A 24,038-nucleotide genomic window follows, 5' to 3' on the forward strand; every position below is an offset into this window, starting at 1 on the left:
TGGTTATGTGCCGCTGCGTGGCGGCGCCCCGGGCTCAACCTCGAGTTCCTGCTGGATGATCCTTACCGCATAGGACGCGGGTGAAATGCCCTTGCCATACCGGTGTGCGTAGGCTTTCGTGAATTCGGCCCCAAAATATAGGATTGCCGCCGAATAATAAATCCATAGCAGCAATACAATGACGGCACCTGCCGCTCCATAAGCCGATGCCGGCGCACTGTATTGCATGTACAATGAAATCAGGTACCGGCCCAGCATGAACAGCAGTGCGGTGAAAATGGCGCCGCCGACGGTATCACGAAAACGCAGGCGTGCATCGGGCAACACGCCGAAAATGGTGCCGAACAGGGTGGTAATCACCAGGAACGTAAGCCCGATATTAATCCACTCCACCATCCAGAGGGAGATTTCGGGAAAATACTGTCCAATCTGGTTACTCAGTGCCACAATAATTCCGTTCAGGAGGAGGGAAGCAATCAGCAGGAAGCCCAGGCCAAGTACCATGGAAAAAGAAAGAGCGCGGTTAATCAGCATTTTCAGCCATCCCTTTTTAGGTTTCGGTTTTAAGCCCCAGATGGTATTCAGCGAGTCCTGTATTTCCATAAAGATCGTGGTCGAACCCACGATCAGTGTGCCGATGCCAATGGCAATGCCGATACCGGATTCATTGGCGAAACTGATCTTTTCGATGAGCTGCTGGATCTGTGCGGCGACGTCGGCGCCGAACAGGGAGGTCAGCTCGTCAAATACCTCGGTCCGCACACCTTCCTGCCCGGCGACATGCTCGCCATACAGAAACCCTACCGTCCAGATGACAATCAGGAGCAGCGGTGCAATGGAAAAGAGGGTATAATAAGCCAGGGAAGCGCTCATCTTCATTGCCCGGTCGCTTGAAAACGAACGGTAGGTTTCCATTATGAGCTCTCCTATTTCTTTGTAAAAGGAAATACTAAACGCCTTCATGGGCCAATATCATTGAAAATGGAGTCGTCTCCGTTAATAAAGCGCCATTATTCTTCCGGATAGATGCCGTCGATCACGGTTTCGTTGCGCTGCAGGATGACTTTGCGCTTCAGGCTAAGCTTCGGCGTTAGCTCGCCGGCATCAATCGTCCATTCCTTTGGCAATAGCACAAACTTCTTCACCTTTTCCCACTGGCCAAACCCCTGGTTGAGCCGATCAATTTCACGCTGGTATTTGTCAATAACCGCATCCGATTTAATGGCCTCTTCTCTTGATTTAAAGGGAACGCCCTTCACTTTGCACCATTTTTCAAGTTCATCAAATGCGGGCACAATCAATGCAGAGGGGAATTTCCGGTTTTCGCCCACCACCATCACCTGGGCAATCAGCGTGGATTCCATGAATTTATTTTCCAGTGCCTGGGGGGCGACATACTTTCCGCCAGCGGTTTTGAACATCTCTTTTTTCCGGTCGGTGATGCGCAGAAATCCATCGGGAGTCAGTTCGCCTATATCACCGGTGTGAAAATACCCCTCGCTATCAATCGCCTCGGCGGTGGCCGCGTCATTTTTGTAATAGCCGATGCTTACATTGGGACCACGGCAGAGGATCTCACCGTCGGCGGCAATTTTGACTTCGACACTCCGGAGCACCCGGCCTACGGTACCGAATTTTACGCCGTCTTTCTCCAGACTGTTCACGGCAATTACCGGTGATGTTTCGGTAAGCCCGTACCCTTCGAGAACGGGTATTTCGGCAGCCCAGAAAACACGTGAAAGACGGGGTTGCAGGGCTGCACCACCGGAGATGAGTAGTTTGATGTGACCACCCAGGGCGGCCTGCCATTTGCTGAATACCAGTTTGCGGGCAATTCCAAGCTGCAGGGCAAACCACCAGCTGTTTTTTCCCGGCTCCTGATAACGGAGACCCAGTTGCAGTGCCCAGAAGAAAAGGTGCCGTTTCACACCCGAGAGTTCCTTGCCTTTGGCTACAATACGGTCATATACCTTTTCAAGCACCCTGGGAACCGTCGTAAACCCGTCCGGCTTTACCTCATTGATGTCGGCCACAATGGTATCCATACTTTCGGCATAATGGATTTCCACGCCTTTCAGGAAGTATAGGTACACCACCATGCGCTCAAAAATGTGGCACAACGGCAGAAAACTGATGGCTTTTTTAAAGAAACCGGGCAATAGGTGCTGGCAGTCGTCTACATTACTCATCACATTCCTATGCGAGAGGAATACGCCCTTCGGTTTACCCGTGGTGCCCGAAGTATAGATCAGTGTCAGTAGGTCGTCCGCGCTCACAGCCTCCCGGTAAGGGGTTAGGTCAATGTCGCTTTGCTTGCCTTCATCGATCAGCTGCTGCCACGAAGGCTGATCCTTTACCGGATCGAACGTATAAATAGGAGCCGCCAGATCGTGTTGCTTAAGCGCCTCCTGCACTTTTTCATATAACTCGGTGTCGCTTAACAGGATGATTTTTACGCCTGCATCGTGGATAATAAACGAAAGGTCCTGGCTGGATAATGTGGGATAGAGCGGAACAATCGCCGCACCCAATTGGCTGACCGCAAAGTCGCAGAAATTCCATTCCGGCCGGTTTGCAGACATTAACGCAATTTTATCTCCCTTGCCGATCCCCCGGGCGGCCAGGCCCCTGCTGAGCTGGTCGACAACGGTCAGGAAGTCGTCCGTGGAGTAGGTTGTCCACTGTCCGTTCGCCTTTCCGGCGACCATTACGGATTTGGCGTGGTTGGCTTTATAATGGGGGAGAATGTCAAAAATGCGCATTGGAGCTGCCATATCAGGTTATTTTATCCCGGTTTATCGTGTTTGAGATATAATACACTAAAGATAACAATTATTCGCTGAAATTGTCGTTCTGAAATCGAAGAATTAGCCTACATTTGGCATTTGTTTTGAAAGAAAGGCTATGATAGCTTACTTTCGTTTATCGTTTACATTACATATTAGCTCGTTATCGCATGAAAAGAAAAGGATTTGTTTGGTTAGTGGTTTTGATGGTCATCGGGGTTGCACAGCAAACGGCGCTGGCCCAGGAGGGTCCAACCTATTCACGGGCCGTGGGTGGTCGCTTTGGTGTGGCAAACGGGATTACCTATAAGCATTTTCTAACGGAGAATAATGCGATAGACGGGATTGTGAATTTTCAGGGTAACCGGAACTTCACCATCTTTAAATTGCTGGGATTATACGAAATTCACCGTCCCATCACGTTTATCGATGTGGAAGGCCTGCAATGGTACTACGGCTTTGGTGGCGGGCTTGGGGTATACCGTTATAAAGATATCGACGAAAATGGCATGGCCTGGAGTTTCGATGGCGTAGTCGGGGCAGATTATAAAATCCCCACGGCGCCGATCAACCTTTCGCTCGACTGGAAGCCTACGATGGAACTGACACCCGAATCGGGCGTACGGTTTGACGGGATTGGCCTGTCTATCCGGTTTGTTTTTTAAAGATATGGACGATGCCGGCATCCCCGCGGAATGCCGGCAGCCTGTCGGCTATTGCTGGGGCTGTGAAAGCCAGATGCTGCCCAGCCGTTCCTGCTCTTCGGTTGCACCGGATAGCGGCATAATATTGAATGCACCCTTTGTTTCCTGTCTTAACGTGATCGCCAGTTCCCGCACCCGGCCATCACGCGACACCAACACCTGCAGCACATCACCTACCGCTGCCGTCTGCATCACCCGGTTCAGTTCTTTGCCGCCCGCATCGAGCCGTTCGCCGTTGATGGCAATCACCTCGTCGCGTACATTGATGCCGCCGTCCCAGGCCCCGGTACCGCGGCTGACGGCAGATACCATAATGCGCCCGTCGTTTACCGAGGTAGCGAAGCCAAGCTCGGGAATATTCCGGTCTTCATGATAATCCACCAGTTCGTAACCCACTGCATTCAGGTAGCGGTTATAGTCGATCGGTTCGGTCGTTTGGGCGGCCTGGAAAATATCGGCCAGCGATGTACCCGCCACTTCCTCCATCAACTGCTGCAGCTCCGCTTCCCTGAAGCCCCTCTTTTTTTCGACGTAGAAGGTTTGGTAAGCGGCTTTCAGCACATCGTCAAGCCGTTTTGCCCCGGTGGTCGCCTCGAGTATCCGCAGGTCGAGTATCAGGGCCAGTAACGCCCCCTTGTTATAATAGGATACCGACGTGTTGGCCGAATTTTCATCCGGGCGGTAATACTTGATCCAGGCGTCGAAACTGGCCTGTGCGGCAGACTGTATCCGGTTGCCCGCACGGTTCTCAACGGCATTGACATCGTTGACCAGCGCCTGCAGGTACGCAGATTCGGTCAGGAAGCCGCTCCGCCGGAGAATCAGGTTGTCAAAGTAAGCGGTAAAGCCTTCCATGATCCACAGTGACCGGGTGTAATTCTCCGCGTCGTAATTGAATGGACCGAGTTCGATGGGGCGAAGCCGTTTGACATGCCATAGGTGAAAATATTCATGGGCCACCAAACCGAGGAATCCCACATAGGAACGTTCGTTCTGGTAGCCGTTGCGACTGGCGCCCAGCACGGTTGAATTGAGGTGCTCCAGTCCGCCGCCGCCTGACTGGTAGTTGTGCACAATAAATACATAGCGTTTGTTGGGGTTCACACCAAAGACTCGCGTACACTCCTCAATGATGGTCGAGCAGTCGCGGATGAGCCGCTCTTTATTGTAATTGCCGCCGCCCACCATGGCTATTTCGTGGTGGACGCCGGCGGCCTCGAATGTGATAATATCCTGGTTGCCGACTTCAATGGGCGAGTCAAACAGCTGATCGAAATCCGCGGCTTCGAATGTATTGGGCTTCCCGGCCACAGGTTCGAGTCCGGTCGAAACCGAAGACCACGCAGGGTGGGGGACTACGGAAATTTCCGCGGGATGATCCAGCATCCCGTCCACATACAGGAAAGTCGCCGCAGGCGATAGGAATGCATGGCTGTCGTCAATAAAATTGGTGCGGACCGATACCTCAAAGCCATAAATCCGGTAGTTGATAACGATCCGGTCACTTTTACCCGAAGCAACGCGCCAGGTATTTTTATTGATTTTACTTATTTCAAGGGAACTCCCTGAAGCATCGTGTGCTGCAACACCTTCCACATGTTTGGCATACTCACGCACCAGGTATGAACCGGGTGTCCATACGGGCATTTTTACATCGATGAAATCCTTCTTCAGTCCAGAAATTTCCATTTTTATTTCGGCATAGTGTGCCTGGGGTTCTTTGAAAGAAATCTCGAATCGGATGTGGGTGTTACCAAAGGCAGGGGCGGTGAAGGTGACCATAATGATAAACAGATTGGTAAAAAAATTTTTCATGCTCATGTCAGACTAGGCGTAATGCAAAAGTATAAGTATAGGACGATGTGCCAAAGGAATTAACGGTTTTGCTGTAAAAAATGTGATACAGGTATTAATTACCCGGGTGAGAACAGTAGTTTTGACATGTTAAGTGTGTATATTTATTATTCCTTAAAGCGGATAAAACACAGTTTAGCATGCCAGATACTAAAAATGAAACGAAATTACCTTTATATTGCGATAGCGGTGGTCGCTGTGGCGTTTGTCAGTTACTTTCTGACACGTAACGGCAAGGCAAAAGTAGCCGCTCCCGAAGCGGGGCAACGGGGTGGCCCCATGACCGTGAACGCCCTTGTTGTCGAACCTCGTGCCTTTGCCAACATCATTACCCTATCGGGCTCCATCGAGCCCAATGAACAGGTACAGATCCGGAGTGAAGTGTCGGGCATCGTACGGAGCCTTGGCTTCCAGGAAGGGTCCATGGTGCAGAAAGGCCAATTGTTGCTGCACATCGATGATTCCGAGTTGCAGGCCCAGCTGATCCAGGCCCAAAGCCGTGAAAAACTCGCAGAAGATAACGAAAACCGGGCGCGGCTGCTGCTGGAGAAGGAAGCCATCAGCCAGCAGGAATACGACGTGGCCCATGCGGACCATGAATCGGCTAAGGCGCAAACGGCATTGATCCGTGCGCAGATCGCCAAAACAACTGTCCGTGCGCCGTTCAGCGGCAAAGTAGGACTTCGGTCGGTCTCCGAAGGAGAATACCTTACGCCCACTACCGTAGTGGCCAACCTACTGAGCATCAATCCGGTAAAAATCCTGTTCTCCGTGCCGGAGAAATACAGTACGCAGATCCTCGACGGGCAGGACCTTAAATTTTCGGTCAGTGGTTCAGACGCCAAGTACGATGCGAAGATTTACGCCATTGAACCCGGAGTCGATCCGGCAACGCGCACGATCAGCATCCGTGCGCTGGCCAACAATCCCGGGGGACGGTTATTCCCGGGTTCGTTTGCCCGCATTGAATTGCCGCTGGAGCGCATCGACACGGCGGTGCTGATCCCTACACAGGCAGTGATTCCCGTACAGAATGGGAAACAGGTTTACCTATTTAAAGATGGCCAGGCAAAGGCCACGCCGGTGGAAGCGGAAAACCGAACGGCCAGCGAGGTGTTGGTTAACGAAGGGATCGCCATTGGCGATACGGTGCTGGTCTCCGGCCTGATGTCGTTGGCCGACGGTACCCCGGTACAGGTCGATCTAGTTGAATCAAATAATTAACCGACGATGAGTTTATCCTCCACCAGTATTAAAAGGCCCGTGCTGACCATCGTGATGAGTTTGATGCTCATCCTCTTCGGTATTATTGGCTATACATTTCTGGGCGTCCGGGAATTCCCGTCGATCGATCCCCCGATTGTGTCCGTGCGAACCAGTTATTCGGGGGCGAATCCCGATATTATCGAGTCGCAGATTACAGAGCCGCTGGAACGGTCCATCAATCAGATTGACGGCATCCGCAACATTTCCTCAACCAGCAGCCAGGGGTCAAGCCGCATCAACATCGAATTTTTACTGAGCAAAGACCTCGAGGAAGCGGCCAATGACGTTCGCGATAAGGTATCACAGGCGATGCGGAGCCTGCCGCAGGACATCGACGCGCCTCCGGTGGTTTCGAAGGAGGATGCGGATTCCGAACCGATCATTGTCATGACGGCCCGGAGTGAATCGCGCTCACCGCTCGACCTTGGGGATATTGCCGACAACGTACTGGCCCAGCGGTTACAGACCCTGCCGGGAATCAGTTCGGTGCAGATCTGGGGAGAAAAGCGCTATTCCATGCGGTTATGGATCGATCCGATGCGGCTGGCTGCATATGGCCTGACGCCACTGGACGTACGGAACGCATTGAACCGGCAGAATGTGGAACTGCCATCGGGGAAAATTATCGGGGATAATACGGAACTGACCATTAAAACGATCGGCAACCTTACCACGGAAACGGAATTCAATGACCTGATCATCAAATCCGATGGCGACCGTATCATCCGGTTCAGCGACGTCGGCAGTGCCGTGCTCGGTCCGCAGAACCTGGAAACCGAATTCCGGGAATCGGGTACTCCGATGGTGGCGCTGGCAATCATCCCTCAGCCGGGGACGAATTACATCGATATTGCGGATGCATTTTATGAACGCATGGAACAGCTCAAAAACGAGGTGCCCGCCGATGTGCAGCTGGATATCGCGATGGATAACACGCTGTTTATCAAAAAATCTGTTCTGGAAGTCGCTGAAACGATATTGATTGCCCTGGTGCTGGTGATTCTGATTATCTTTCTGTTCTTCCGGAATTGGGGAATTGCCATCCGGCCGCTGATCGATATCCCGGTTTCGTTGATCGCCACTTTTTTTGTCATGTATTTATGTGGTTTCTCCATTAACGTGCTGACTTTGCTGGCCATTGTATTGGCCACCGGATTGGTAGTGGATGATGGGATTGTGGTCACCGAGAACATCTATAAGAAAGTGGAAGAGGGGATGTCGCCCATCCAAGCGGCCATCAAAGGGGCTAATGAGATTTTTTTCGCGGTTATCTCGATCTCCGTTACGCTGGCAGCAGTCTTTTTGCCGGTCATGTTTATGGAAGGCTTTGTGGGGCGGCTGTTCCGGGAGTTTGGCGTAGTCATCGCATCGGCCGTACTCATATCGGCATTTGTATCGCTGACCCTGACACCCATGCTCAATGCTTACCTGATCCGGAGTGAAGGGCCTAAACATTCCAGGTTCTATCATTTTACCGAACCATACTTTGAAAAGATGACAACGGGATATGCAGCTTCCCTGCGCCGGTTCATGCATGTCAAATGGCTGAGCTTTCCCATCCTGGCAATCTGCTTTGGGCTGATTGCCTGGTTTTGGGTACACCTGCGGAAGGAAACGGCGCCTTATGAAGACCGGGGGGCAATCAATGCCAGTATTACGGCCCCGGAAGGAAGTACATTTGAGTATATGGACCGGTTCATGCTGAAACTCATGACACTAGTGAATGACTCGGTACCCGAAAAAGTGGTTAATATGGTCAATACCTCACCCGGTTTCTCCGGTACGGGATCGCCCAATACGGGGCGGATGCGCATTGTACTGGTGCCGCCGGATGAACGGGTGCGCTCGCAGGATGAAATTGCCGAGGCGCTGAGCCGGCAAACCCACCGGTTCACCGAGGCCCGTACGTTTATCTCACAGCAACCCACCATTTCGGTGAGCCGCCGCGCGGGCATGCCCATCCAATACATTATCCAGGCACCCAATTTTGAAAAACTGGAAGAAAAAATCCCTGAGTTTATGCGATTGGCGACGGTTGATCCGGCGTTTGAAAATGTGGATGTTAACCTGAAGTTTAACCGGCCGGAACTGAATGTCAGCATCAATCGGGAAAAGGCACAGAGCCTCGGGGTTTCCGTGCTGGATGTTGCGCAAACGTTGCAGCTATCGCTCAGCGGCCAGCGTTTTGCTTATTTTATTATGAATGGCAAACAGTATGAGGTCATTGGCCAGTTTATGGATCAGGACCGGAGTTCGCCGTTTGATCTGGCTACAATATCGGTGCGTAACGCAGCGGGTGAATTGGTACAGCTGGATAACCTGGTGAGCCTCGCTGAACACAGCAGCCCGCCGCAGCTGTATCATAACAACCGGTTTATGTCGGCTACGGTTTCTGCATCCCTCGCCCGGGGGCATACGATTGAAGATGGAATCAGCGCGATGGATAGCATCGCCAGCAAGGTGCTTGATGATAGCTTTTCAACGGATCTGGGTGGTGAATCACGCGATTTTACGGAAAGCAGTTCCAACACGGCGTTTGCGTTCGGACTGGCGTTATTGCTGGTATACTTGATCCTGGCGGCGCAGTTTGAAAGCTTTTTGGACCCATTTATTATCATCCTGACCGTTCCCATGGCGGTTGCGGGCGCCATGCTCTCGTTATGGCTTACCGGCGAATCATGGAATGTGTTCAGCCAGATCGGTACGATCATGCTCATCGGGCTGGTTACGAAAAACGGAATATTGATTGTGGAGTTTGCCAATCAGCTGAAAGAGAAGGGTGTGCCATTGAAACAGGCCATTGTGGAGGCCGCCGAGGCACGGCTGCGGCCTATTTTGATGACAAGTCTGGCCATTGCACTCGGTGCATTGCCGATTGCCCTGGCATTGGGCGCTGCGGCCACAAGCCGCATCGGCATGGGGGTGGTTATCGTGGGGGGAACCCTGTTTTCATTGATCCTTACCCTTTATGTTATTCCGGCCGTGTATGCCATGTGGTCGAGGGAATACAAGGCAAACCGCGAACTGCAGGAGGCGGAAAAGGTGGAACAAGAGGTGGTAAGTATGACCCACGCCTAGTTGAAACGAGATGGATAGACGGCCTGATTCTTTGATGATAATGAAGATATTATTGTGTTGTGCCCTGCTGGTGTTCCCTTTTTTGGGAAAGACCCAGTCGATCATGACGTTGAACGAAGCCATTGCATTGGCACTCGAAAGCAATTATGACATCCAACTGGTGTCGACCGATGTTGCTGTTGCCGAAAATAATGTAAACATCGGTAACGCGGGGATGCTGCCGACCGTCAGCGCTGATGTGTCGGCCGCTGCGGGCATCCAGAATACCACGCAGACACTGCTGGATGGCGAGACCCGCTCGGTGCGTAACGGCGAGAGCCACTCCAGTGCCTACGGAGTGAGCCTGGACTGGACCATATTCGATGGCATGCGGATGTTTACCCGTTACGAGCAACTGAAGGCCTTCAGGGCCCTGGGTGAGGCCAACCTGCAGGCTTCCATCCTGAATACGGTGTATGAGGTTGTCAGTAATTATTTCAACCTCGTGCATCAGAAACAGCTGATTGCAGCCACGCAAACTGCATTGGAACTGTCGGCCTTCCGGTTACAGACGGCGCAGAATCAGTATCAGATCGGGCGCGCGTCCAAGCTGGAGGTGTTGGCGGCCCGCGTCGACCTGAATACGGACACCACGAATCTGCTGCGTCAGCGCGACCTGTATAACAGTGCCCATGTCCGGCTCAATGAACTGCTGGGTCGCGCTGTGGACACGGATTTCGGCGTGGTGGATACGGTGATTATTTCTCGCGATGTGCATTATGAAGACTTATTGCTTTCAGCACATAACCAGAACCCGACATTACAGTCAGCACAGATTAACCAGCGAATCAACGAGCTTGAACTTAAGCTGGTAAAAGGCAATCGCTATCCCGTAGTCAATGTTTCCTCGGCCTATACCCGGTCCCGTTCACGTACAGAACTTGGGTTTTCCACACAGTCAAAGAACAATAATTTTAATTACGGCATTACCGCTTCCGTCAACCTGTTTAACGGATTTTTACAGCGGCGGAATGAACAGAATGCCGAGTTGGGCATTGAATCGGCCACTATCCTGGTTGATCAGGTGAAAAAAAATATTGAAGCACAGCTTCTTACTGCATTCCAGACGTATCTGATGAACCTCGATCTCGTCCGGCTGGAGGCAAATAATCGGGCCATTGCCCAGGAGAATATGGATATTACGCTGGAGAAATTTAAACTGGGCAGTATTGCGCCGCTGGAATTCCGGGAAGCACAGCGTAATTTCGTGGATGCCAGTGCACGGTACAGCACCGCGCAGTACCAGGCGAAGCTGGCTGAAATATCCCTGCACCAGATTGCCGGTGCCCTGAAAATGGAGTAGAATACCGGTACTTGTGCCCGGAAAAATCGTTTTTCCCGGTACTATACCGGAACACCGTTCCCCGTACGCGAAGACCCGGACATGCGCTGTGTTTTCTTCTTTTTTTGTGTAAATTTGTGTTAACAATTGTTCGTTATAAAGCTAACTGGCTAAATAGTTGAGGGTTCAATGATATTAGTTGCTGATAGTGGTTCTTCACAATCGGATTGGATGCTGGCCCTGCCTGACGGCAACACGTTGTCGTTTACGACGAAGGGGCTTAATCCTTTTTTTGTGAATGAAAAGGAAATCGCTAAGATTATCCAGCATGTGCCGGATATTCAACCTTATATGGATCACATTGGGGAAGTGTATTTTTTTGGCTCCGGCTGTTCCAGTCCGGATCGGCGTGAGCTGGTATCCAATGCGCTATCACCGCTGTTTGCCAACGCATTTATTTCTGTCGAAACGGAGCTGATCGGTGCGGCATATGCAACATGTGGCGACCGGAAAGGGTACATTGCTACCCTGGGAACCGGGTCCGATGTAAGTTTCTTCGACGGGAAAGAGGTGTTACCTACCCGTCAGGGTGTGGGCTATGTCCTCGGCGACGAGGGTTCCGGTGTGTGGTTTGGTAAAAAGCTGATTACGGGATTCCTGTATCAGACCATGCCCGCTGATCTGCGGGATAGCTTTGACGCGCGATTCCGCCTGAATAAGGAGGCCGTTATAAAAAATGTATACCAACGGGCCTCTCCTAATGTATACCTGGCTTCGTTCGCACCATTTATGAGCGACCACGCTGACCACCCCTATATCGATGGGATATTACGGGATGGGTTCCGGGAGTTTGTGATGACCAATATCAAACCCTTTCCGGATTACCGCGATTACGTATGCCATTTTGTGGGAGCTATTGCCTTTTATTTCCGTGACCAGTTACGTCAGGTCTGTGAACAATACGGGGTTAAGGCCGGGAAAATACTCAAGAGTCCCATCGAGGAATTGTTCAAGTTTATCGTTGAACGTGAACATTACTACGAAACACAGCCTAATCCTTAGGGATTAGCCGCAATAACACATGATTAATTAAATACGTAAAGCAATGAAATGGTTATCATTATTATTAAGCATGTCGGTGATGGCATCTGCCGATAATGTGCATCAGTTTACGGTTACATCCGTAGAAGGCCAACCGATTCAACTGTCCCAATATAAGGGCAAGAAAATCCTGATTGTGAATACGGCTTCGGAATGTGGTTTTACCAAGCAATATGCGGGACTACAGGAACTGGCCGAGCAGTATGCGGATAAGGTGGTGGTGATTGGCTTCCCGGCAAATAATTTCGGGGGGCAGGAGCCAGGGAGTAATGCGGAAATCCTGGGATTCTGCCAGAAGAATTTCGGCGTAACTTTTCCGCTGGCGGAAAAGAGCAGCGTGAAAGGCGCAGATATTTCACCCTTGTTCCAATACCTCATTACGGCGAGCAACCCGGATTTCACAGGCGAAATCAAATGGAATTTTGAGAAATTCCTGATTGATGAACAAGGGAATCTGGTTCACCGGTTCCGATCCGACGTAGAGCCCATGAGTCTGGAGCTGACCAGCAAACTTTAGTCCGGGCACAATACAAAATGATGAAGCCTCCTGATGGGCAGGAGGCTTCAAACTAACCAATTATAAACCTAAAATTATGAAAAGTCTTCGTTTAGGGATTGCCGGTTTGTTACCTGCCATCCTTTGGTACAAAGATACACGCAATATTTTGGGTAGCCTGATTTTTTATGTTAATTTTTGTTAAACAAGTTGATAAAAGCAGACCCTGCAGCGTGGTTCATAACTCTCTCTTTCGCCCAGCAGTAGCTTTTCGTCATTATCGGCAATCCGGAACGAATAGTTTGCCGGCGCGCCGCACTGCATACACACCGCGTGCACTTTGGTGACATGCTCGGCAATTGCCATCAGTGCCGGGATCGGGCCAAAGGGCCGACCCTTGAAATCCATGTCTAACCCTGCCACGATCACACGGATACCTTGATTAGCTAGGGTGTTGCATACACCGGGCAGCCCGTCATCAAAAAACTGCGCTTCATCAATGCCCACAACCCTGATTGCGCTGTCGAGCGATAAAATATCCGATGCATGGCTTACCGATTTTGACCTAAGACTGTTACTGTCGTGGGAAATGACGTCGGCTGCATGGTACCGGGTATCGGTCGTGGGTTTGAAAACTGCGACATCAAGACGAGCGAGCTGTGCCCGGCGCATCCGGCGGATAAGTTCTTCGGTCTTTCCCGAGAACATAGACCCACAGATGACTTCAATGCTGCCGTACCGCGCATCATTATGCATAAAACGATGTTCTGAAAATAACATGGTGCAGGGTTTTATCAACCCGCTTATGCCTTTGCTGTGATGCAGGAGCATAAACGGAACCGCTAATATCCAAATTAATATTAAATTTCATCAATTAAGGTGCCGCTTTTGACTTGTATATAAACGCAAGTTTAACTAAGTTTGATGGATATTCAAATGTGTACATAATCAATGATATGGCTACGAAACAGCAGATTTTTGAGAAGATAGGTGTATTGCTGGAAGATATTAACGACCAGATGCAGGCGCTTGGAACGGGCGTGGAAGGCGATACGCTGAAAACGGATTTGTTTGAAGCAACGGTAAACTATTTTGCAGCACATGTTGGTGTTTATAATAAGCTGCTGAAAGAAGAATTGAAGCAACCGGCTGAAACGGGAACCGCTGAACAGCATATCGCGGATACCGTTGCTGTTCCGGCAGATGATGAAATAATAGCGGAAGACGGCAAAGGAACGACGACGGAGGAACTGGATGATCCGGGGGTGGACGATGGAGTCAGGGAATCAGATGAAGTAACGGAAGAACCGGCAGATGAAGAAAGTGCGATTATCTTTACACCGGAATCGCAGTCGAACGATGTAGAAGATGAGCCATTGGAAACAGCGGAGCCCGTGGAAGAAATAGTGGATCAGGATCCGGCGGACGAACCTGTGGAAGATACGAAGGAGATGAAGGAAGACAGTTCAGCGGATCAGGGTGAGCAACCGGACGAAGCCGATCCAAAGGCGACTCAGGGTAACGGTGATGAACAGGAGTCTGCACCTGCGGCATCGGTACCAGTGGCCGATGATGTGAAAGATGAACCGGTTCAGCCAGATACCGGTCAGCCCGCACCCGACGATCAACGGGACGCCAATGAGGCTACCCATGAAGTGACTATTGAGGAGAAAACGTTTGCCGCGACGGAAGCGGACCTGCCTGCTCCGGCGGAAGAAAAACCACAACGACCCCTGTCCATTAACGAAATCATGTCGGCCCAGCGCAAGGCGGGAAGTAATCCGGTTTTGGGTATGCAACGGGGCGACGGGGCTAAAATAACCGATCTGAAATCAGCCATCAGCCTGAATGATAAGCTGCTTTTTATCAAGGATTTGTTCAATGGGTATAGCTTGGCCTACAGCGAAGCGATTGAATTGCTCAACCGCTACGATGATTTTGCTTCGGCGGAGACTTTTCTGCAAACCAACTATGCGCAGAAGAATAACTGGGCCGAAAAACCGGCGACCGTCGATAAGTTATATGCCGTTATGCGGAAACGGTTTGGCAATTAATCGAGCCGTACACTGCCATATCGGGAACTGATGCTGACCGAATTGCTGCCTGATTTACTCCAATAACCGGTATAGCTTTTTGAGGTGTTCCCACCCGACTGGCTATTGATATAAGCATGTTGGTCGTTGTAATCGAACCCGCCGTAGCTTACCGCTACATTGAAATTAAATGCAGCGCCGGGAGCGGGATTAATGTCAACGCTGGAATAAGCGGCAGCGACGTTGGCCTTTTGAATGTTTTTCCCTAATCCCATTTCAAAGCCTCCGCTATATTTTAAGCTAACATCGGCCTCCCGGTTAACCAGGCCGATTTCACTTCCGCTGGTGTAACTCAGCGCTAAGGTCAACCGTTCGGCTTCACCCAGGGTGAAACCACCATACCGTACCGATACTTCGCCTTCATTGACATAAGCGACATCGCCCCGGGAATAGGCAATGGAAAGCGTATTTCCACGCGCATTCAGCCGGCCGGCTGCCAGGCTGCCGTAGCTCACGGAAATATGTGCCTGGCCATCGCGGTCATCCAGTTCAACGGCGCCGTAGCTGTTGGAAACCGCAAGCGCATTCTGCCGGGGCATGTAAACTTCATAGTCAATATTCAACGCCCGGTTATTACCCCCGGACGTCAGCATCGACCACCAGTTGCTGGATTCGGCCGACCCAATGACTGTTTTTAACGTAATACGGTTGCCTGTTTTGGATTCATCAATGGATACCCGGTCTAATGCTTCTTGGGCCCGGTTCTCGGAACTTTCAGCGGTACGCACCCGGATGGTTATTTTGATCTCGTTTCGATCCCAGTTATGTACGGCCACCTTGCCGTATCGATTGTCGATATGGAGTGAATGGCTGCCGGTAACCGGATAGCTCTTTTCAATGCGTTTTTCTTTTTGGAATGCAAAAGCGGTGGCGAACGGCTGGTCCCAAAGGTGCTGCCAATCCATATCCGTTGCTTCAGCGGCCAGCGACCGGGCCTGTTCTGCAAGCGCCGGAACATCTATTTTTTCTATTTGAGCCCTGATTTCCTGCCGCTGTACTTCGGATACCCGGGCCAGTTGCTGGGCATCTTTCACCAATGCCGGGATGTCAATCTGCCTGATGGCATCTGATGCTTCCATACCGATCCGGCGTGCGTTTTCGCTGATATCCCGGATTGCTTCATCGATATCTTTATTGCTGTTGTGGGACTGGGCCAACAGGGGGACTGCAGGTAACAGGAGCAGCGCGAATAACAGGTATGGGTTAAATCTGTTCATTTTTGGTGGCATTATGTTTTTCTTTTTTTACATAGTTCATAATTTCCATCTGCTGGCCAAGTACTTCAATTTGTACCTGCAGATTGCGGATCATTGCCTCCAGGGTTAATTCCTTGTTGGGGCTCTGCGAAAGTTCCTGTTTCAACGCATTATAATTGGTCTCCATCTGACGGAGCACCTCGGAAAACTCGCCGTAAAGCACCGGGTTGGAGGCTGCAAAATCGGCAATGGAATCCCGCTTTTGTGTTACCAGTCGTGCATAGGCCTGCTGTTCCGCGGCAAGTGCGGGATTGATGCGGCTGTAATCGTCATATGCCCGCTGCCTTCCGTAATGATAGATCGTTAGGCCCGCCATCCCTGCCAGTACGATTGTGGCGGCTATCCGTATCAACCGCCTTTTCCAGAATTTGCGGGCCGGAGGTTGGCTTTCTTGCTGTGCATCAAGTGCCGCTGCAATGGATAACCAAAGCCCCTCTGGTGGGACAGCATGGTCGAAATCTGCCCGGTTATGCTGTATGAATTTTTTTAGCTGCTGTTTCATCTCCTTACCTTTATTCTTTTTTCTATACTCGCTTTCGATCTTAATTAGCCAGATAATCCAGCAATTTTCGCCTACCCCGTAAAAATTGACTCCGGGAGGTCGCCTCGTTGATATGCAAAATGTGTGCAATTTCCTCGTGATCGTAACCTTCGAGTAGATATAGTGTCAGTACCAGCCGGTAACCTTCGGGCAGCCTGTTGATCGCCTGTTTGACCGCTTCGACCCGGAAGGTAATATCTTGTTCTTCGGTATCTTCTTCAGCCACATACTCCCCGTCTTCAATCGGACACCATGTGACTTTCCGTTTGCGCAATGCGGAGATCGATTTATTGACGACGATCTGCTTCATCCAAAGGCCAAAGGTGCTTTCCTGCCGGAAATTATCCAACCGGGAAAATGCATCGATGAACGCCTCCTGCAATACATCTGCTGCTTCCGCTTCGTCCTGTACAATGCGAAGCGCCGTATTGTACATGGCTTTTGCATATAAATGGTACAGCCTGAATTGCGATTGGCGATCACCCCGTTTACAGGCCAATACCAACTCATAGTGTTCATCATTGAATGAGGCTTTCAATTAATTGTGTTTTGCTATACTATCCAAAAATACATGATTTCACTGACGGTCCCTCTGCTTCTGATTCACTTGATCAATAGACGTTGAAATCACCGGGGCGTTGCACCTTTTTGAAAAAAAAATGATTATCACGTTTTCCAATAAATTATTTTTGCGGTCCATGCATATCATACAACTCAAAAAAGGGAAAGACAAAGCCGCTTTTCAGTACCATCCGTGGATATTTTCCGGGGCCGTAGCGCAGTCACCGGAGGTCACGGAAAACGGAGAACTGGTACAGGTAGTTAATCATGCAGGTGATTTTGTTGCCTATGGCTATTACAACGGCGAATCGCGTGTAGCCATCAGGTTGCTCGAGTGGCGTGCCGACTGCCCTCCCGATGAGCAGTGGTGGCGTCAAAAAATACGACGTGCCGTGCAGGCAAGGACAGCTCTGCTACAGTCGGCGGATACCGATACCTTTCGGCTTATCTTTGGGGAAGCTGATTACCTGCCCGGTTTAATTGTAGACCGTTATGCCGATTTTATTTCACTGCAGGTTCATGCTTCCGGCGTGGAGCGGATGAAACCAGTCATCATTGATGAGCTGAATTCGCTCCTACACCCTCATGGGATATATGAACGTAGTGATGCCCGGGCGCAGCAACATGAGGGACTGACCACGGAGAATGGGTTGTTGGCAGGTGTATTACCCCCGGAATGGGTAACGGTAAAGGAGCACGGGATTTACTACGGTGTAAATATTGCGGAAGGGCAGAAATCGGGTTTCTATTGCGACCAGCGTGACAATCGGTTGATTACCGCTGGATATGCCCGTGATAAACGGGTACTCGATTGTTTTTGTTATTCGGGTGGTTTTTCACTTAACGCACTTGCCCGCGGTGCCCGTGAAGTGATCAGCGTTGACAGCTCGGCGTTGGCGCTTGAGGCACTGGGAAAAAATATGGATCAGAATGCATTTGACCGCCGTAATCACCGGATGATCCATGCCGACGTAAACAAACAGTTACGTGCTTTTGCAGATGCTGGGGAGCGGTTTGATCTCCTGATACTTGATCCACCGAAATATGCCCCTTCGCGCTCCAGCCTCGATAAGGCGGCCCGCGCTTACAAAGAGTTAAATAGGAGGGGACTATTGCTGCTCGAAAGCGGCGGTTTGATGGCTACGTTCTCCTGTTCGGCAGCCATGGATATGGATACATTTAAACAGGTACTCGCCTGGGCGGCAATGGATGCTGATAAGGAAATTCAGTTTATCCATCAATTTTCCCAACCGGAAGACCATCCAATAAGGGCTTCGTTTCCTGAAGGGGAGTACTTGAAGGGGGTACTGGTCCGGGTAGTATAAAGCGGCAGAAATACGGCATTTGGTGCAGGGATAGCGATGCGATAAATACGCAAAGGTAAGTTTATTCCATATAAGGAAAGGGCGGTTAGTCTTTTTGGGAGAGCGCGGCCAGAATCACATCGCAGGCAGCAATGATTTCTGCCTCACTGATGGTGAGTGGCGGCGCGATACGCAGGGCAGTTTCGCAATGCAGAAACCAGTCAATCATCACACCGTGGGAAGCACAATAGGTGCTGACGGCAGACACTTGGCGGAAGGTGTCTAGCTGCAGGCATAACATCAGGCCTTTTCCGCGAATTTCGCGTATTGCCGGATGTTGCAGTCGTTGCCGGAATAACTGCGCTTTTTCCTCCACATGCTGCAGGAGACCATCTTCGGTAATTACGCGAAGCGACGCCAGCGCGGCTGCACAACTGACTGGATGGCCACCAAAGGTGGTAATGTGTCCTAATATGGGGTTTTCTTTAATGACATCCATAATCCGTTTATTGGCGATAAACGCCCCGATGGGCATACCGCCGCCCATGCCTTTGGCGAGGAGCAGGATGTCGGGTACTATTCCGTAATGTTCAAAAGCGAATAACCGGCCTGTGCGACCGAAACCGGTCTGTATCTCATCGAAAATAAGCACGGCGCCCACTTCATCGCAACGTTTGCGGACGGCCTGTATATAGGCCGGTGCTGGCACCTGAATGCCTGCTTCGCCCTGTATGGCCTCAAGTATAACCGCTGCGGTAGCATCGGTAATCCGGTCGAGATCATCAAAATCGTGATATCGGATAAATCGGATATCCGGTAACAGGGGAGCATAAGCCTGCCTGTATTCGGGGTTCCCAATAAGGCTCAGCGCACCTTGGGTACTGCCATGATATGCCTTGTCTGCTGCAATAATCTCCCGCCTGCCAGTAGACTTTTTAGCGATTTTCATTGCCCCTTCGGTGGCTTCGGTCCCGGAATTGGTGAAGTAGACGCTGTTGAGGTGCTGGGGAAGTAATGTAAGTAGCGCGGTAGCCAGCTGTACCTGCGGCGCCTGGACAAATTCACCATAAACCGTTACGTGCAGGTATTTGTTGAGTTGATCGGATATGGCTTCCAGCACTTTGGGATGGCGGTGACCGATGTTGCTGACTGCAAAACCGGACACCAGGTCGATGTATTTCTCGCCGTTGGGGCCAAAAAGATAGACTCCTTCTGCACGGTCGATCTCAATAAGCCGTGGGGCATCCGAAGTCTGGGCAGTATTCAATAAGAAGAGCTGGCGATTATTAAGCATACTTCGTACTGATGGACTTAATTATTCCTGGTCCCGTCCATTACGGCGTTGCTGTAGTTCGCGCATTAGGTAGTTGCGAAATTCTTCTTCCACAGCGAAGAACTGCGAAGCACGTGCCGCACCAATGACATTGGAAAAGCGTTGGCGATAAATTTTCTTAAGTTCCAGTTCCTTAGCGTCAAACGCCAGGACATCACGGCTGGAATTAAATCCATTAGGTTGCAGCGATTGGCTCTGGCTTTGCAGGTAAGTACGGGCGGCTGGGCGCCTGTCCCGTTTTTCCTGCCGCAGCTTGGAAAACTCCGCCCGGTATTGGTTATAAATCGGGAAAAACTTTTCCGCCTCTCCGGGTGATAAGTCGAGCTCCTTCGTGATAAACGCAATCTTTTCCATTTCGATCCGCTCAAAACGCGCTGCCCGGCTTTCTTGCGCCCATACACTGGTTGCTACGGATGATAGCAATACAGCGATCACGATCTTGAAATAGTTAACCATGGTCATGTTACAGCGTATTATTGAGGTATGCTTCAATATCCTCTTCACTTAATTCGTTTAATTCGACGGCAATGTCATCGTCCCGGTCCAGGTACTCCGCAATATATGTGATATCGGCTGGCTCGCCGTAAAACTCGAGGTAACTCAGTATTTCCTGATCAGATACCGTTGCTAAACGGCTTTCTTCCCGGTTGACTAATCCGAGATATCCCATTATGCCCAATACACCCACCACACACGCCGCCGCGGTATATCGCAGCCATGTCCGGGGGATTATTCGCCTGACCGGGGGAACTGCCAGCGCACGTTTATCCTGGCTTATCCGGTTGAGTAGGGAGGCTTGGGAGACTTCAAAATAGCCGGCTGGCACGGTAAAACCCGATGTGCCGGCCTTCTCCCTTAGCTTTTCTTCTGCAACCTTAATCAGTATTCGATCCTGCAGTTGATCGAAATAATCCGCATGTGGAGTGAATGCGGCTTCTGAAGCAGCGATGTGCTGGCACCGTTGAAGGATACGGCGATTTGATTCTTCAAAATAATGATCCGGCACGGTAAATGGAGTAGCTTGCAGGGAACCAGCTACTTCCTCCAATCCGTTCAAATCATGATGTGTATCTTTTTCCTTCATGGTACTGCTTAGATACAAATGGTATCCGAAGGTTTAATCATGCGCCTCAAAAAACTGCGCTATTTTCTTTACTGCCAAATGATAAGAGGCTTTCAACGCCCCGACACTGGTGCCGACAATTTCTGAAATTTCTTCATATTTCAAATCGTCAAAATATTTCATGTTAAAGACCAATCGTTGTTTTTCAGGAAGGGTCAGCAATGCCTGCTGTAATTTCAGCTGCGCTTGGGTTCCATTGAAATACGTATGGTCGGCCAGCGAATCAACTAAATATGCCGAACCCTCATCATCCAGGGAAATTTGCTGGCGCTGTTTCTTTTTGTTCAAAAATGTGATGCATTCATTCGTGGCAATCCGATAAAGCCAGGTGTATAGTTGCGCATCCTCCCGGAAGTTTCCCAGATTTTTCCACACTTTGACAAAGATATCCTGTACCAGGTCATCGGCATCATCGTGGTCGATGACCAGCCGGCGCACATGCCAATAAATCTTTTGCTGATACTTTTTCAATAACTGGGCAAACGCCTCGTCACGTGTACGCTCATCTGCAAATTTTTCCAGTATTTGGGCGTCTTCCATAGCTCAGACATGTGCGAAGCCACACACGCAGGGATTACTTTCGTTTAATTACCCGTTGTACGGCAGCCACGATGTTAGCCGCGTTTAAGCCGTACTTTTCCATTAATTGCGCCGGTGTACCGCTTTCGCCGAAGCTGTCGTTTACCGCCACATATTCCTGGGGAGTAGGCCGGTGTTTGGCTAATACCTGGGCAATGCTATCACCCAGCCCACCGAGCCGGTTGTGTTCTTCGGCAGTGACCACGCAACCCGTTTTGGCTACTGACCGCAGCACGGCCTCCTCGTCGAGTGGTTTAATGGTATGAATATTAATAATTTCTGCATCAATACCCAGGTCGGCTAACTGCTCACCGGCCTGTATCGCTTCCCACACCAGGTGGCCAGTGGCGAAAATGCTTACGTCTTTACCTTCGTTAACCATCCAGGCCTTGCCTATTTCAAATTTTTGATTGGTATCGGTGAAAACAGGAACAACCGGCCGACCGAAACGCAGGTAAACGGGGCCGTGAAGATCGGCAATGGCCATAGTAGCCGCCTTTGTCTGATTATAATCGCACGGATTGATTACCGTCATTCCGGGCAGCATTTTCATCAGCCCGATATCTTCCAGAATCTGGTGCGTTGCTCCGTCTTCCCCTAAAGTCAGGCCGGCATGTGAAGCACATATTTTTACATTTTTGTCGGAATAGGCGATCGATTGCCGGATCTGATCGTAAACACGTCCGGTTGAAAAATTGGCGAACGTCCCCGTATAAGGAATCTTTCCGCCGATCGTTAACCCTGCTGCGATACCCATCATATTGGCCTCAGCTATTCCGATCTGGAAGAATCGGTCGGGAAACGCTTTGATAAAATCGTTCATTTTAAGCGAACCGATCAGATCCGCACACAATGCAACCACCCGGTCGTTGCGGCGACCAGCTTCCAATAATCCCGCCCCGAATCCTGAACGGGTATCTTTCTTTTCAGTATATGTATATTTTTTCATGGTTATCCGTTAATAGTCTCCCAGGGTTTCCTCCAATTGGGCCAGTGCGGCGGCGAGTTGCTCGTCATTAGGTGCCACGCCATGCCATTTGTGTGACCCCATCATAAAGTCTACACCATTACCCATCTCGGTTTTCATAAGGATTAATACCGGTTTTCCTTTGCCGGTATGTGCTTTTGCCTCCTGAAGCCCTGACACCACTTCGGCCATGCTGTTGCCATTCATCTCCAGTACATCCCAGCCAAAAGATTCCCATTTAGCTTTCAGGTTGCCGAGCGATAAAACGTCTTCCGTAGCGCCGTCGATCTGTTGGCCATTATAATCGATGGTAGCAATCAGGTTGTCCACCTTATTGTATGGAGCGTACATGGCGGCTTCCCAAATCTGTCCCTCCTGTTGTTCACCGTCTCCCATCAGCGCATAAACCAGGTTATCGTCGTGGTTCAGCTTCTTTGCCAGTGCTGCGCCGATTGCCACGGAGAGTCCCTGTCCCAGTGATCCGGATGCCACCCGGATGCCCGGAAGCCCCTCGTGGGTAGTAGGGTGACCCTGCAGGCGGGAATCAATTTTTCTGAACGTCGCCAGTTCACTGACTTCGAAATACCCGGCCCGGGCCAGTGTGCTGTAGAACACGGGGGATATGTGACCATTGGAGAGGAAAAAAAGATCTTCTCCGATGCCATCCATTTCAAACCCCTGTTTCCGCTTCATGATGCTAAAATACAGGGCTACAAAAAAGTCAGTGCAGCCTAACGATCCACCGGGATGTCCCGACTGACAAGCATGTACCATACGCACGATATCGCGCCTGACCTGCGATGCAATTTTTTCCAGTTTGGTGATGTCTTCGCTCATTTTATATACTTGCTTCAGATTTTGGTGCTAAAGTTAGTTATTTTAGGTTAGATATGGGATGTAAGATGTCAGATTGGATAACACGGAGTACCGGTTGGAACGATGATACGGTGTTGCGACTATAGCATAGGTGCCAGTATCTTCCACACATTGTCTGCCAGTATCTGATGGCCTTCTGCGGTAGGGTGTATGCCATCCTGTTGATTCAGTGCTGTCTCTCCGGCCACACCATCAAGTAGGAACGGAATAAATGCCATGTTGTTTTCTTTGGCCAATGCCGGAAATATGGCCCTGAAGGCCTGTACATAAGTGCCTCCCATACTCGGTGGTACCATCATGCCAGCCAGTACCAATTGACACTCCGGATACTTCTTTTTTACCTTGTCGATGATGTTTTGCAGATTTTTATGCGTCTCATCTGTAGGGATGCCTCGAAGCCCGTCATTAGCCCCCAGTTCGAGTACGAAAATAGCTATCTCCTCATTAAGCAGCCAATCGATGCGTTCGTTTCCACCCGCCGATGTTTCACCGCTTAATCCGCCGTTGATTACCCGGTACGGCAGTTCGAGGGAATCAATCCGTTGTTGAATAACTCCAGGAAAGGCAAGGTCCTGATGTTCCAGACCCAGTCCGGCTGTAAGGCTGTTGCCGAAAAAAAGAATGTTTTTGATTTTTTCCTGGGACCGAATTGCCGTATCCTGTAATGTTCCGGTTGCGCTAGCCGATTCTTTTTGCTCAGACGAATTGCTACAGGCAGCAAAAAAAGTCGCAACCAACATAAAAAACGCCCCCGGCAGCTTATATTTTAAGAGAAAAGGAAGAATAACAGACTTCATAT

At 50.4% G+C, this 24,038-nt stretch carries 22 protein-coding genes; 8 read left to right on the forward strand and 14 right to left on the reverse strand.

Translation table 11 applies throughout. The features are described from left to right. Positions 1 to 3: 3 nt before the first annotated feature. Both ABWO75_RS02965 and ABWO75_RS02970 read right to left on the reverse strand, forming a co-directional pair. Positions 4 to 915, reverse strand: a complete 912-nt coding sequence (locus ABWO75_RS02965) for a YihY/virulence factor BrkB family protein (protein WP_353182390.1) — start codon at positions 913 to 915, stop codon at positions 4 to 6. 95 nt (positions 916 to 1,010) lie between these two features. Then, positions 1,011 to 2,774 carry an AMP-dependent synthetase/ligase gene (locus tag ABWO75_RS02970; protein WP_353182392.1) on the reverse strand — a complete coding sequence of 588 codons (1,764 nt, stop codon included), beginning with the start codon at positions 2,772 to 2,774 and terminating at the stop codon, positions 1,011 to 1,013. Between the two features lie 182 nt (positions 2,775 to 2,956). Here ABWO75_RS02970 and ABWO75_RS02975 point away from each other — a divergent pair, with 182 nt between their 5' ends. After that, entirely contained in the window at positions 2,957 to 3,451 is a 495-nt protein-coding gene (locus ABWO75_RS02975; protein WP_353182394.1) for a hypothetical protein, read from the forward strand. A gap of 48 nt (positions 3,452 to 3,499) precedes the next feature. Here ABWO75_RS02975 and ABWO75_RS02980 read toward each other — a convergent pair whose 3' ends face one another. Further along, on the reverse strand, positions 3,500 to 5,305 hold the full coding sequence (locus ABWO75_RS02980; RefSeq protein WP_353182396.1) for a M61 family metallopeptidase: 1,806 nt from the start codon (positions 5,303 to 5,305) through the stop codon (positions 3,500 to 3,502). 195 nt (positions 5,306 to 5,500) lie between these two features. On the opposite strand from ABWO75_RS02980, the gene ABWO75_RS02985 reads away from it, so the two are divergent. The 5 genes from ABWO75_RS02985 (at position 5,501) to ABWO75_RS03005 (ending at position 12,627) form a co-directional block, all read left to right on the forward strand. Further along, a complete protein-coding gene (locus ABWO75_RS02985) occupies positions 5,501 to 6,568 on the forward strand; it encodes an efflux RND transporter periplasmic adaptor subunit (protein WP_353182398.1) in 1,068 nt (355 codons plus the stop codon). Positions 6,569 to 6,574: 6 nt separating this feature from the next. Further along, positions 6,575 to 9,688 carry an efflux RND transporter permease subunit gene (locus ABWO75_RS02990; RefSeq protein WP_353182400.1) on the forward strand — a complete coding sequence of 1,038 codons (3,114 nt, stop codon included), beginning with the start codon at positions 6,575 to 6,577 and terminating at the stop codon, positions 9,686 to 9,688. Positions 9,689 to 9,728: 40 nt separating this feature from the next. After that, complete coding sequence (locus tag ABWO75_RS02995) at positions 9,729 to 11,030, forward strand: TolC family protein (protein ID WP_353182402.1); 1,302 nt, start codon at positions 9,729 to 9,731, stop codon at positions 11,028 to 11,030. A gap of 168 nt (positions 11,031 to 11,198) precedes the next feature. Next, positions 11,199 to 12,071 carry an N-acetylglucosamine kinase gene (locus tag ABWO75_RS03000; protein WP_353182404.1) on the forward strand — a complete coding sequence of 291 codons (873 nt, stop codon included), beginning with the start codon at positions 11,199 to 11,201 and terminating at the stop codon, positions 12,069 to 12,071. Between the two features lie 43 nt (positions 12,072 to 12,114). Next, positions 12,115 to 12,627: a glutathione peroxidase gene (locus ABWO75_RS03005; RefSeq protein WP_353182406.1), complete on the forward strand. Its 513-nt coding sequence runs from the start codon at positions 12,115 to 12,117 to the stop codon at positions 12,625 to 12,627. Between the two features lie 180 nt (positions 12,628 to 12,807). Here the strand turns inward: ABWO75_RS03005 and ABWO75_RS03010 are convergent, their stop codons facing one another. After that, positions 12,808 to 13,386: a thymidine kinase gene (locus tag ABWO75_RS03010; protein ID WP_353182408.1), complete on the reverse strand. Its 579-nt coding sequence runs from the start codon at positions 13,384 to 13,386 to the stop codon at positions 12,808 to 12,810. A 176-nt stretch (positions 13,387 to 13,562) separates the two neighbouring features. Here ABWO75_RS03010 and ABWO75_RS03015 point away from each other — a divergent pair, with 176 nt between their 5' ends. Continuing rightward, a complete protein-coding gene (locus tag ABWO75_RS03015; RefSeq protein ID WP_353182410.1) occupies positions 13,563 to 14,660 on the forward strand; it encodes a DUF8457 domain-containing protein in 1,098 nt (365 codons plus the stop codon). Here ABWO75_RS03015 and ABWO75_RS03020 read toward each other — a convergent pair. From ABWO75_RS03020 to ABWO75_RS03030, 3 genes are read right to left on the reverse strand one after another with little or no spacing between them, the layout of a single operon-like run. Continuing rightward, on the reverse strand, positions 14,657 to 15,916 hold the full coding sequence (locus ABWO75_RS03020; RefSeq protein ID WP_353182412.1) for a hypothetical protein: 1,260 nt from the start codon (positions 15,914 to 15,916) through the stop codon (positions 14,657 to 14,659). The genes ABWO75_RS03015 and ABWO75_RS03020 overlap by 4 nt on opposite strands. Beyond that, positions 15,903 to 16,457: a hypothetical protein gene (locus ABWO75_RS03025; RefSeq protein WP_353182414.1), complete on the reverse strand. Its 555-nt coding sequence runs from the start codon at positions 16,455 to 16,457 to the stop codon at positions 15,903 to 15,905. Before ABWO75_RS03025 ends, ABWO75_RS03020 begins: the two co-directional genes overlap by 14 nt. Positions 16,458 to 16,497: 40 nt before the next feature. Further along, positions 16,498 to 17,034 (reverse strand): RNA polymerase sigma factor, encoded by a 537-nt coding sequence (locus ABWO75_RS03030; RefSeq protein WP_353182416.1) that lies wholly within the window; start codon positions 17,032 to 17,034, stop codon positions 16,498 to 16,500. Positions 17,035 to 17,194: 160 nt separating this feature from the next. Here ABWO75_RS03030 and ABWO75_RS03035 point away from each other — a divergent pair, with 160 nt between their 5' ends. Continuing rightward, positions 17,195 to 18,382, forward strand: coding sequence for a class I SAM-dependent rRNA methyltransferase (locus tag ABWO75_RS03035; protein ID WP_353182418.1), 1,188 nt, complete (start codon positions 17,195 to 17,197; stop codon positions 18,380 to 18,382). Positions 18,383 to 18,467: 85 nt separating this feature from the next. Here ABWO75_RS03035 and ABWO75_RS03040 read toward each other — a convergent pair whose 3' ends face one another. The 7 genes from ABWO75_RS03040 to ABWO75_RS03070 form a co-directional block, all read right to left on the reverse strand. After that, complete coding sequence (locus ABWO75_RS03040) at positions 18,468 to 19,655, reverse strand: aspartate aminotransferase family protein (RefSeq protein ID WP_353182420.1); 1,188 nt, start codon at positions 19,653 to 19,655, stop codon at positions 18,468 to 18,470. Between the two features lie 21 nt (positions 19,656 to 19,676). After that, on the reverse strand, positions 19,677 to 20,156 hold the full coding sequence (locus ABWO75_RS03045) for a hypothetical protein (RefSeq protein ID WP_353182422.1): 480 nt from the start codon (positions 20,154 to 20,156) through the stop codon (positions 19,677 to 19,679). A 1-nt stretch (position 20,157) separates the two neighbouring features. Beyond that, positions 20,158 to 20,778, reverse strand: coding sequence for a hypothetical protein (locus ABWO75_RS03050; RefSeq protein ID WP_353182424.1), 621 nt, complete (start codon positions 20,776 to 20,778; stop codon positions 20,158 to 20,160). A gap of 33 nt (positions 20,779 to 20,811) precedes the next feature. Beyond that, entirely contained in the window at positions 20,812 to 21,357 is a 546-nt protein-coding gene (locus ABWO75_RS03055; RefSeq protein WP_353182426.1) for an RNA polymerase sigma factor, read from the reverse strand. Positions 21,358 to 21,391: 34 nt separating this feature from the next. Then, entirely contained in the window at positions 21,392 to 22,345 is a 954-nt protein-coding gene (locus ABWO75_RS03060; RefSeq protein WP_353182428.1) for a transketolase family protein, read from the reverse strand. Positions 22,346 to 22,354: 9 nt separating this feature from the next. Beyond that, entirely contained in the window at positions 22,355 to 23,200 is an 846-nt protein-coding gene (locus ABWO75_RS03065) for a transketolase (RefSeq protein ID WP_353182430.1), read from the reverse strand. Positions 23,201 to 23,319: 119 nt separating this feature from the next. Then, positions 23,320 to 24,036, reverse strand: coding sequence for an arylesterase (locus ABWO75_RS03070; protein WP_353182432.1), 717 nt, complete (start codon positions 24,034 to 24,036; stop codon positions 23,320 to 23,322). Positions 24,037 to 24,038: the final 2 nt, after the last annotated feature.

The organism is Parapedobacter lycopersici, from assembly GCF_040395035.1.
Lineage (GTDB): Bacteria > Bacteroidota > Bacteroidia > Sphingobacteriales > Sphingobacteriaceae > Parapedobacter > Parapedobacter lycopersici_A.

Bases quoted from the DNA above. Each gene is read 5' to 3' on its own strand.
- ABWO75_RS03055 (WP_353182426.1), bottom strand. From the start codon at position 21,357: ATGGAAGACGCCCAAATACTGGAAAAATTTGCAGATGAGCGTACACGT.
- ABWO75_RS03045 (WP_353182422.1), bottom strand. From the start codon at position 20,156: ATGACCATGGTTAACTATTTCAAGATCGTGATCGCTGTATTGCTATCA.
- ABWO75_RS02975 (WP_353182394.1), top strand. From the start codon at position 2,957: ATGAAAAGAAAAGGATTTGTTTGGTTAGTGGTTTTGATGGTCATCGGG.
- ABWO75_RS02970 (WP_353182392.1), bottom strand. From the start codon at position 2,774: ATGGCAGCTCCAATGCGCATTTTTGACATTCTCCCCCATTATAAAGCC.
- ABWO75_RS02990 (WP_353182400.1), top strand. From the start codon at position 6,575: ATGAGTTTATCCTCCACCAGTATTAAAAGGCCCGTGCTGACCATCGTG.
- ABWO75_RS03010 (WP_353182408.1), bottom strand. From the start codon at position 13,386: ATGTTATTTTCAGAACATCGTTTTATGCATAATGATGCGCGGTACGGC.
- ABWO75_RS03070 (WP_353182432.1), bottom strand. From the start codon at position 24,036: ATGAAGTCTGTTATTCTTCCTTTTCTCTTAAAATATAAGCTGCCGGGG.
- ABWO75_RS03060 (WP_353182428.1), bottom strand. From the start codon at position 22,345: ATGAAAAAATATACATATACTGAAAAGAAAGATACCCGTTCAGGATTC.
- ABWO75_RS03040 (WP_353182420.1), bottom strand. From the start codon at position 19,655: ATGCTTAATAATCGCCAGCTCTTCTTATTGAATACTGCCCAGACTTCG.
- ABWO75_RS03065 (WP_353182430.1), bottom strand. From the start codon at position 23,200: ATGAGCGAAGACATCACCAAACTGGAAAAAATTGCATCGCAGGTCAGG.
- ABWO75_RS02965 (WP_353182390.1), bottom strand. From the start codon at position 915: ATGGAAACCTACCGTTCGTTTTCAAGCGACCGGGCAATGAAGATGAGC.
- ABWO75_RS03025 (WP_353182414.1), bottom strand. From the start codon at position 16,457: ATGAAACAGCAGCTAAAAAAATTCATACAGCATAACCGGGCAGATTTC.
- ABWO75_RS03015 (WP_353182410.1), top strand. From the start codon at position 13,563: ATGGCTACGAAACAGCAGATTTTTGAGAAGATAGGTGTATTGCTGGAA.
- ABWO75_RS02980 (WP_353182396.1), bottom strand. From the start codon at position 5,305: ATGAAAAATTTTTTTACCAATCTGTTTATCATTATGGTCACCTTCACC.
- ABWO75_RS02995 (WP_353182402.1), top strand. From the start codon at position 9,729: ATGAAGATATTATTGTGTTGTGCCCTGCTGGTGTTCCCTTTTTTGGGA.
- ABWO75_RS03005 (WP_353182406.1), top strand. From the start codon at position 12,115: ATGAAATGGTTATCATTATTATTAAGCATGTCGGTGATGGCATCTGCC.
- ABWO75_RS03020 (WP_353182412.1), bottom strand. From the start codon at position 15,916: ATGAACAGATTTAACCCATACCTGTTATTCGCGCTGCTCCTGTTACCT.
- ABWO75_RS03050 (WP_353182424.1), bottom strand. From the start codon at position 20,778: ATGAAGGAAAAAGATACACATCATGATTTGAACGGATTGGAGGAAGTA.
- ABWO75_RS02985 (WP_353182398.1), top strand. From the start codon at position 5,501: ATGAAACGAAATTACCTTTATATTGCGATAGCGGTGGTCGCTGTGGCG.
- ABWO75_RS03035 (WP_353182418.1), top strand. From the start codon at position 17,195: ATGCATATCATACAACTCAAAAAAGGGAAAGACAAAGCCGCTTTTCAG.
- ABWO75_RS03000 (WP_353182404.1), top strand. From the start codon at position 11,199: ATGATATTAGTTGCTGATAGTGGTTCTTCACAATCGGATTGGATGCTG.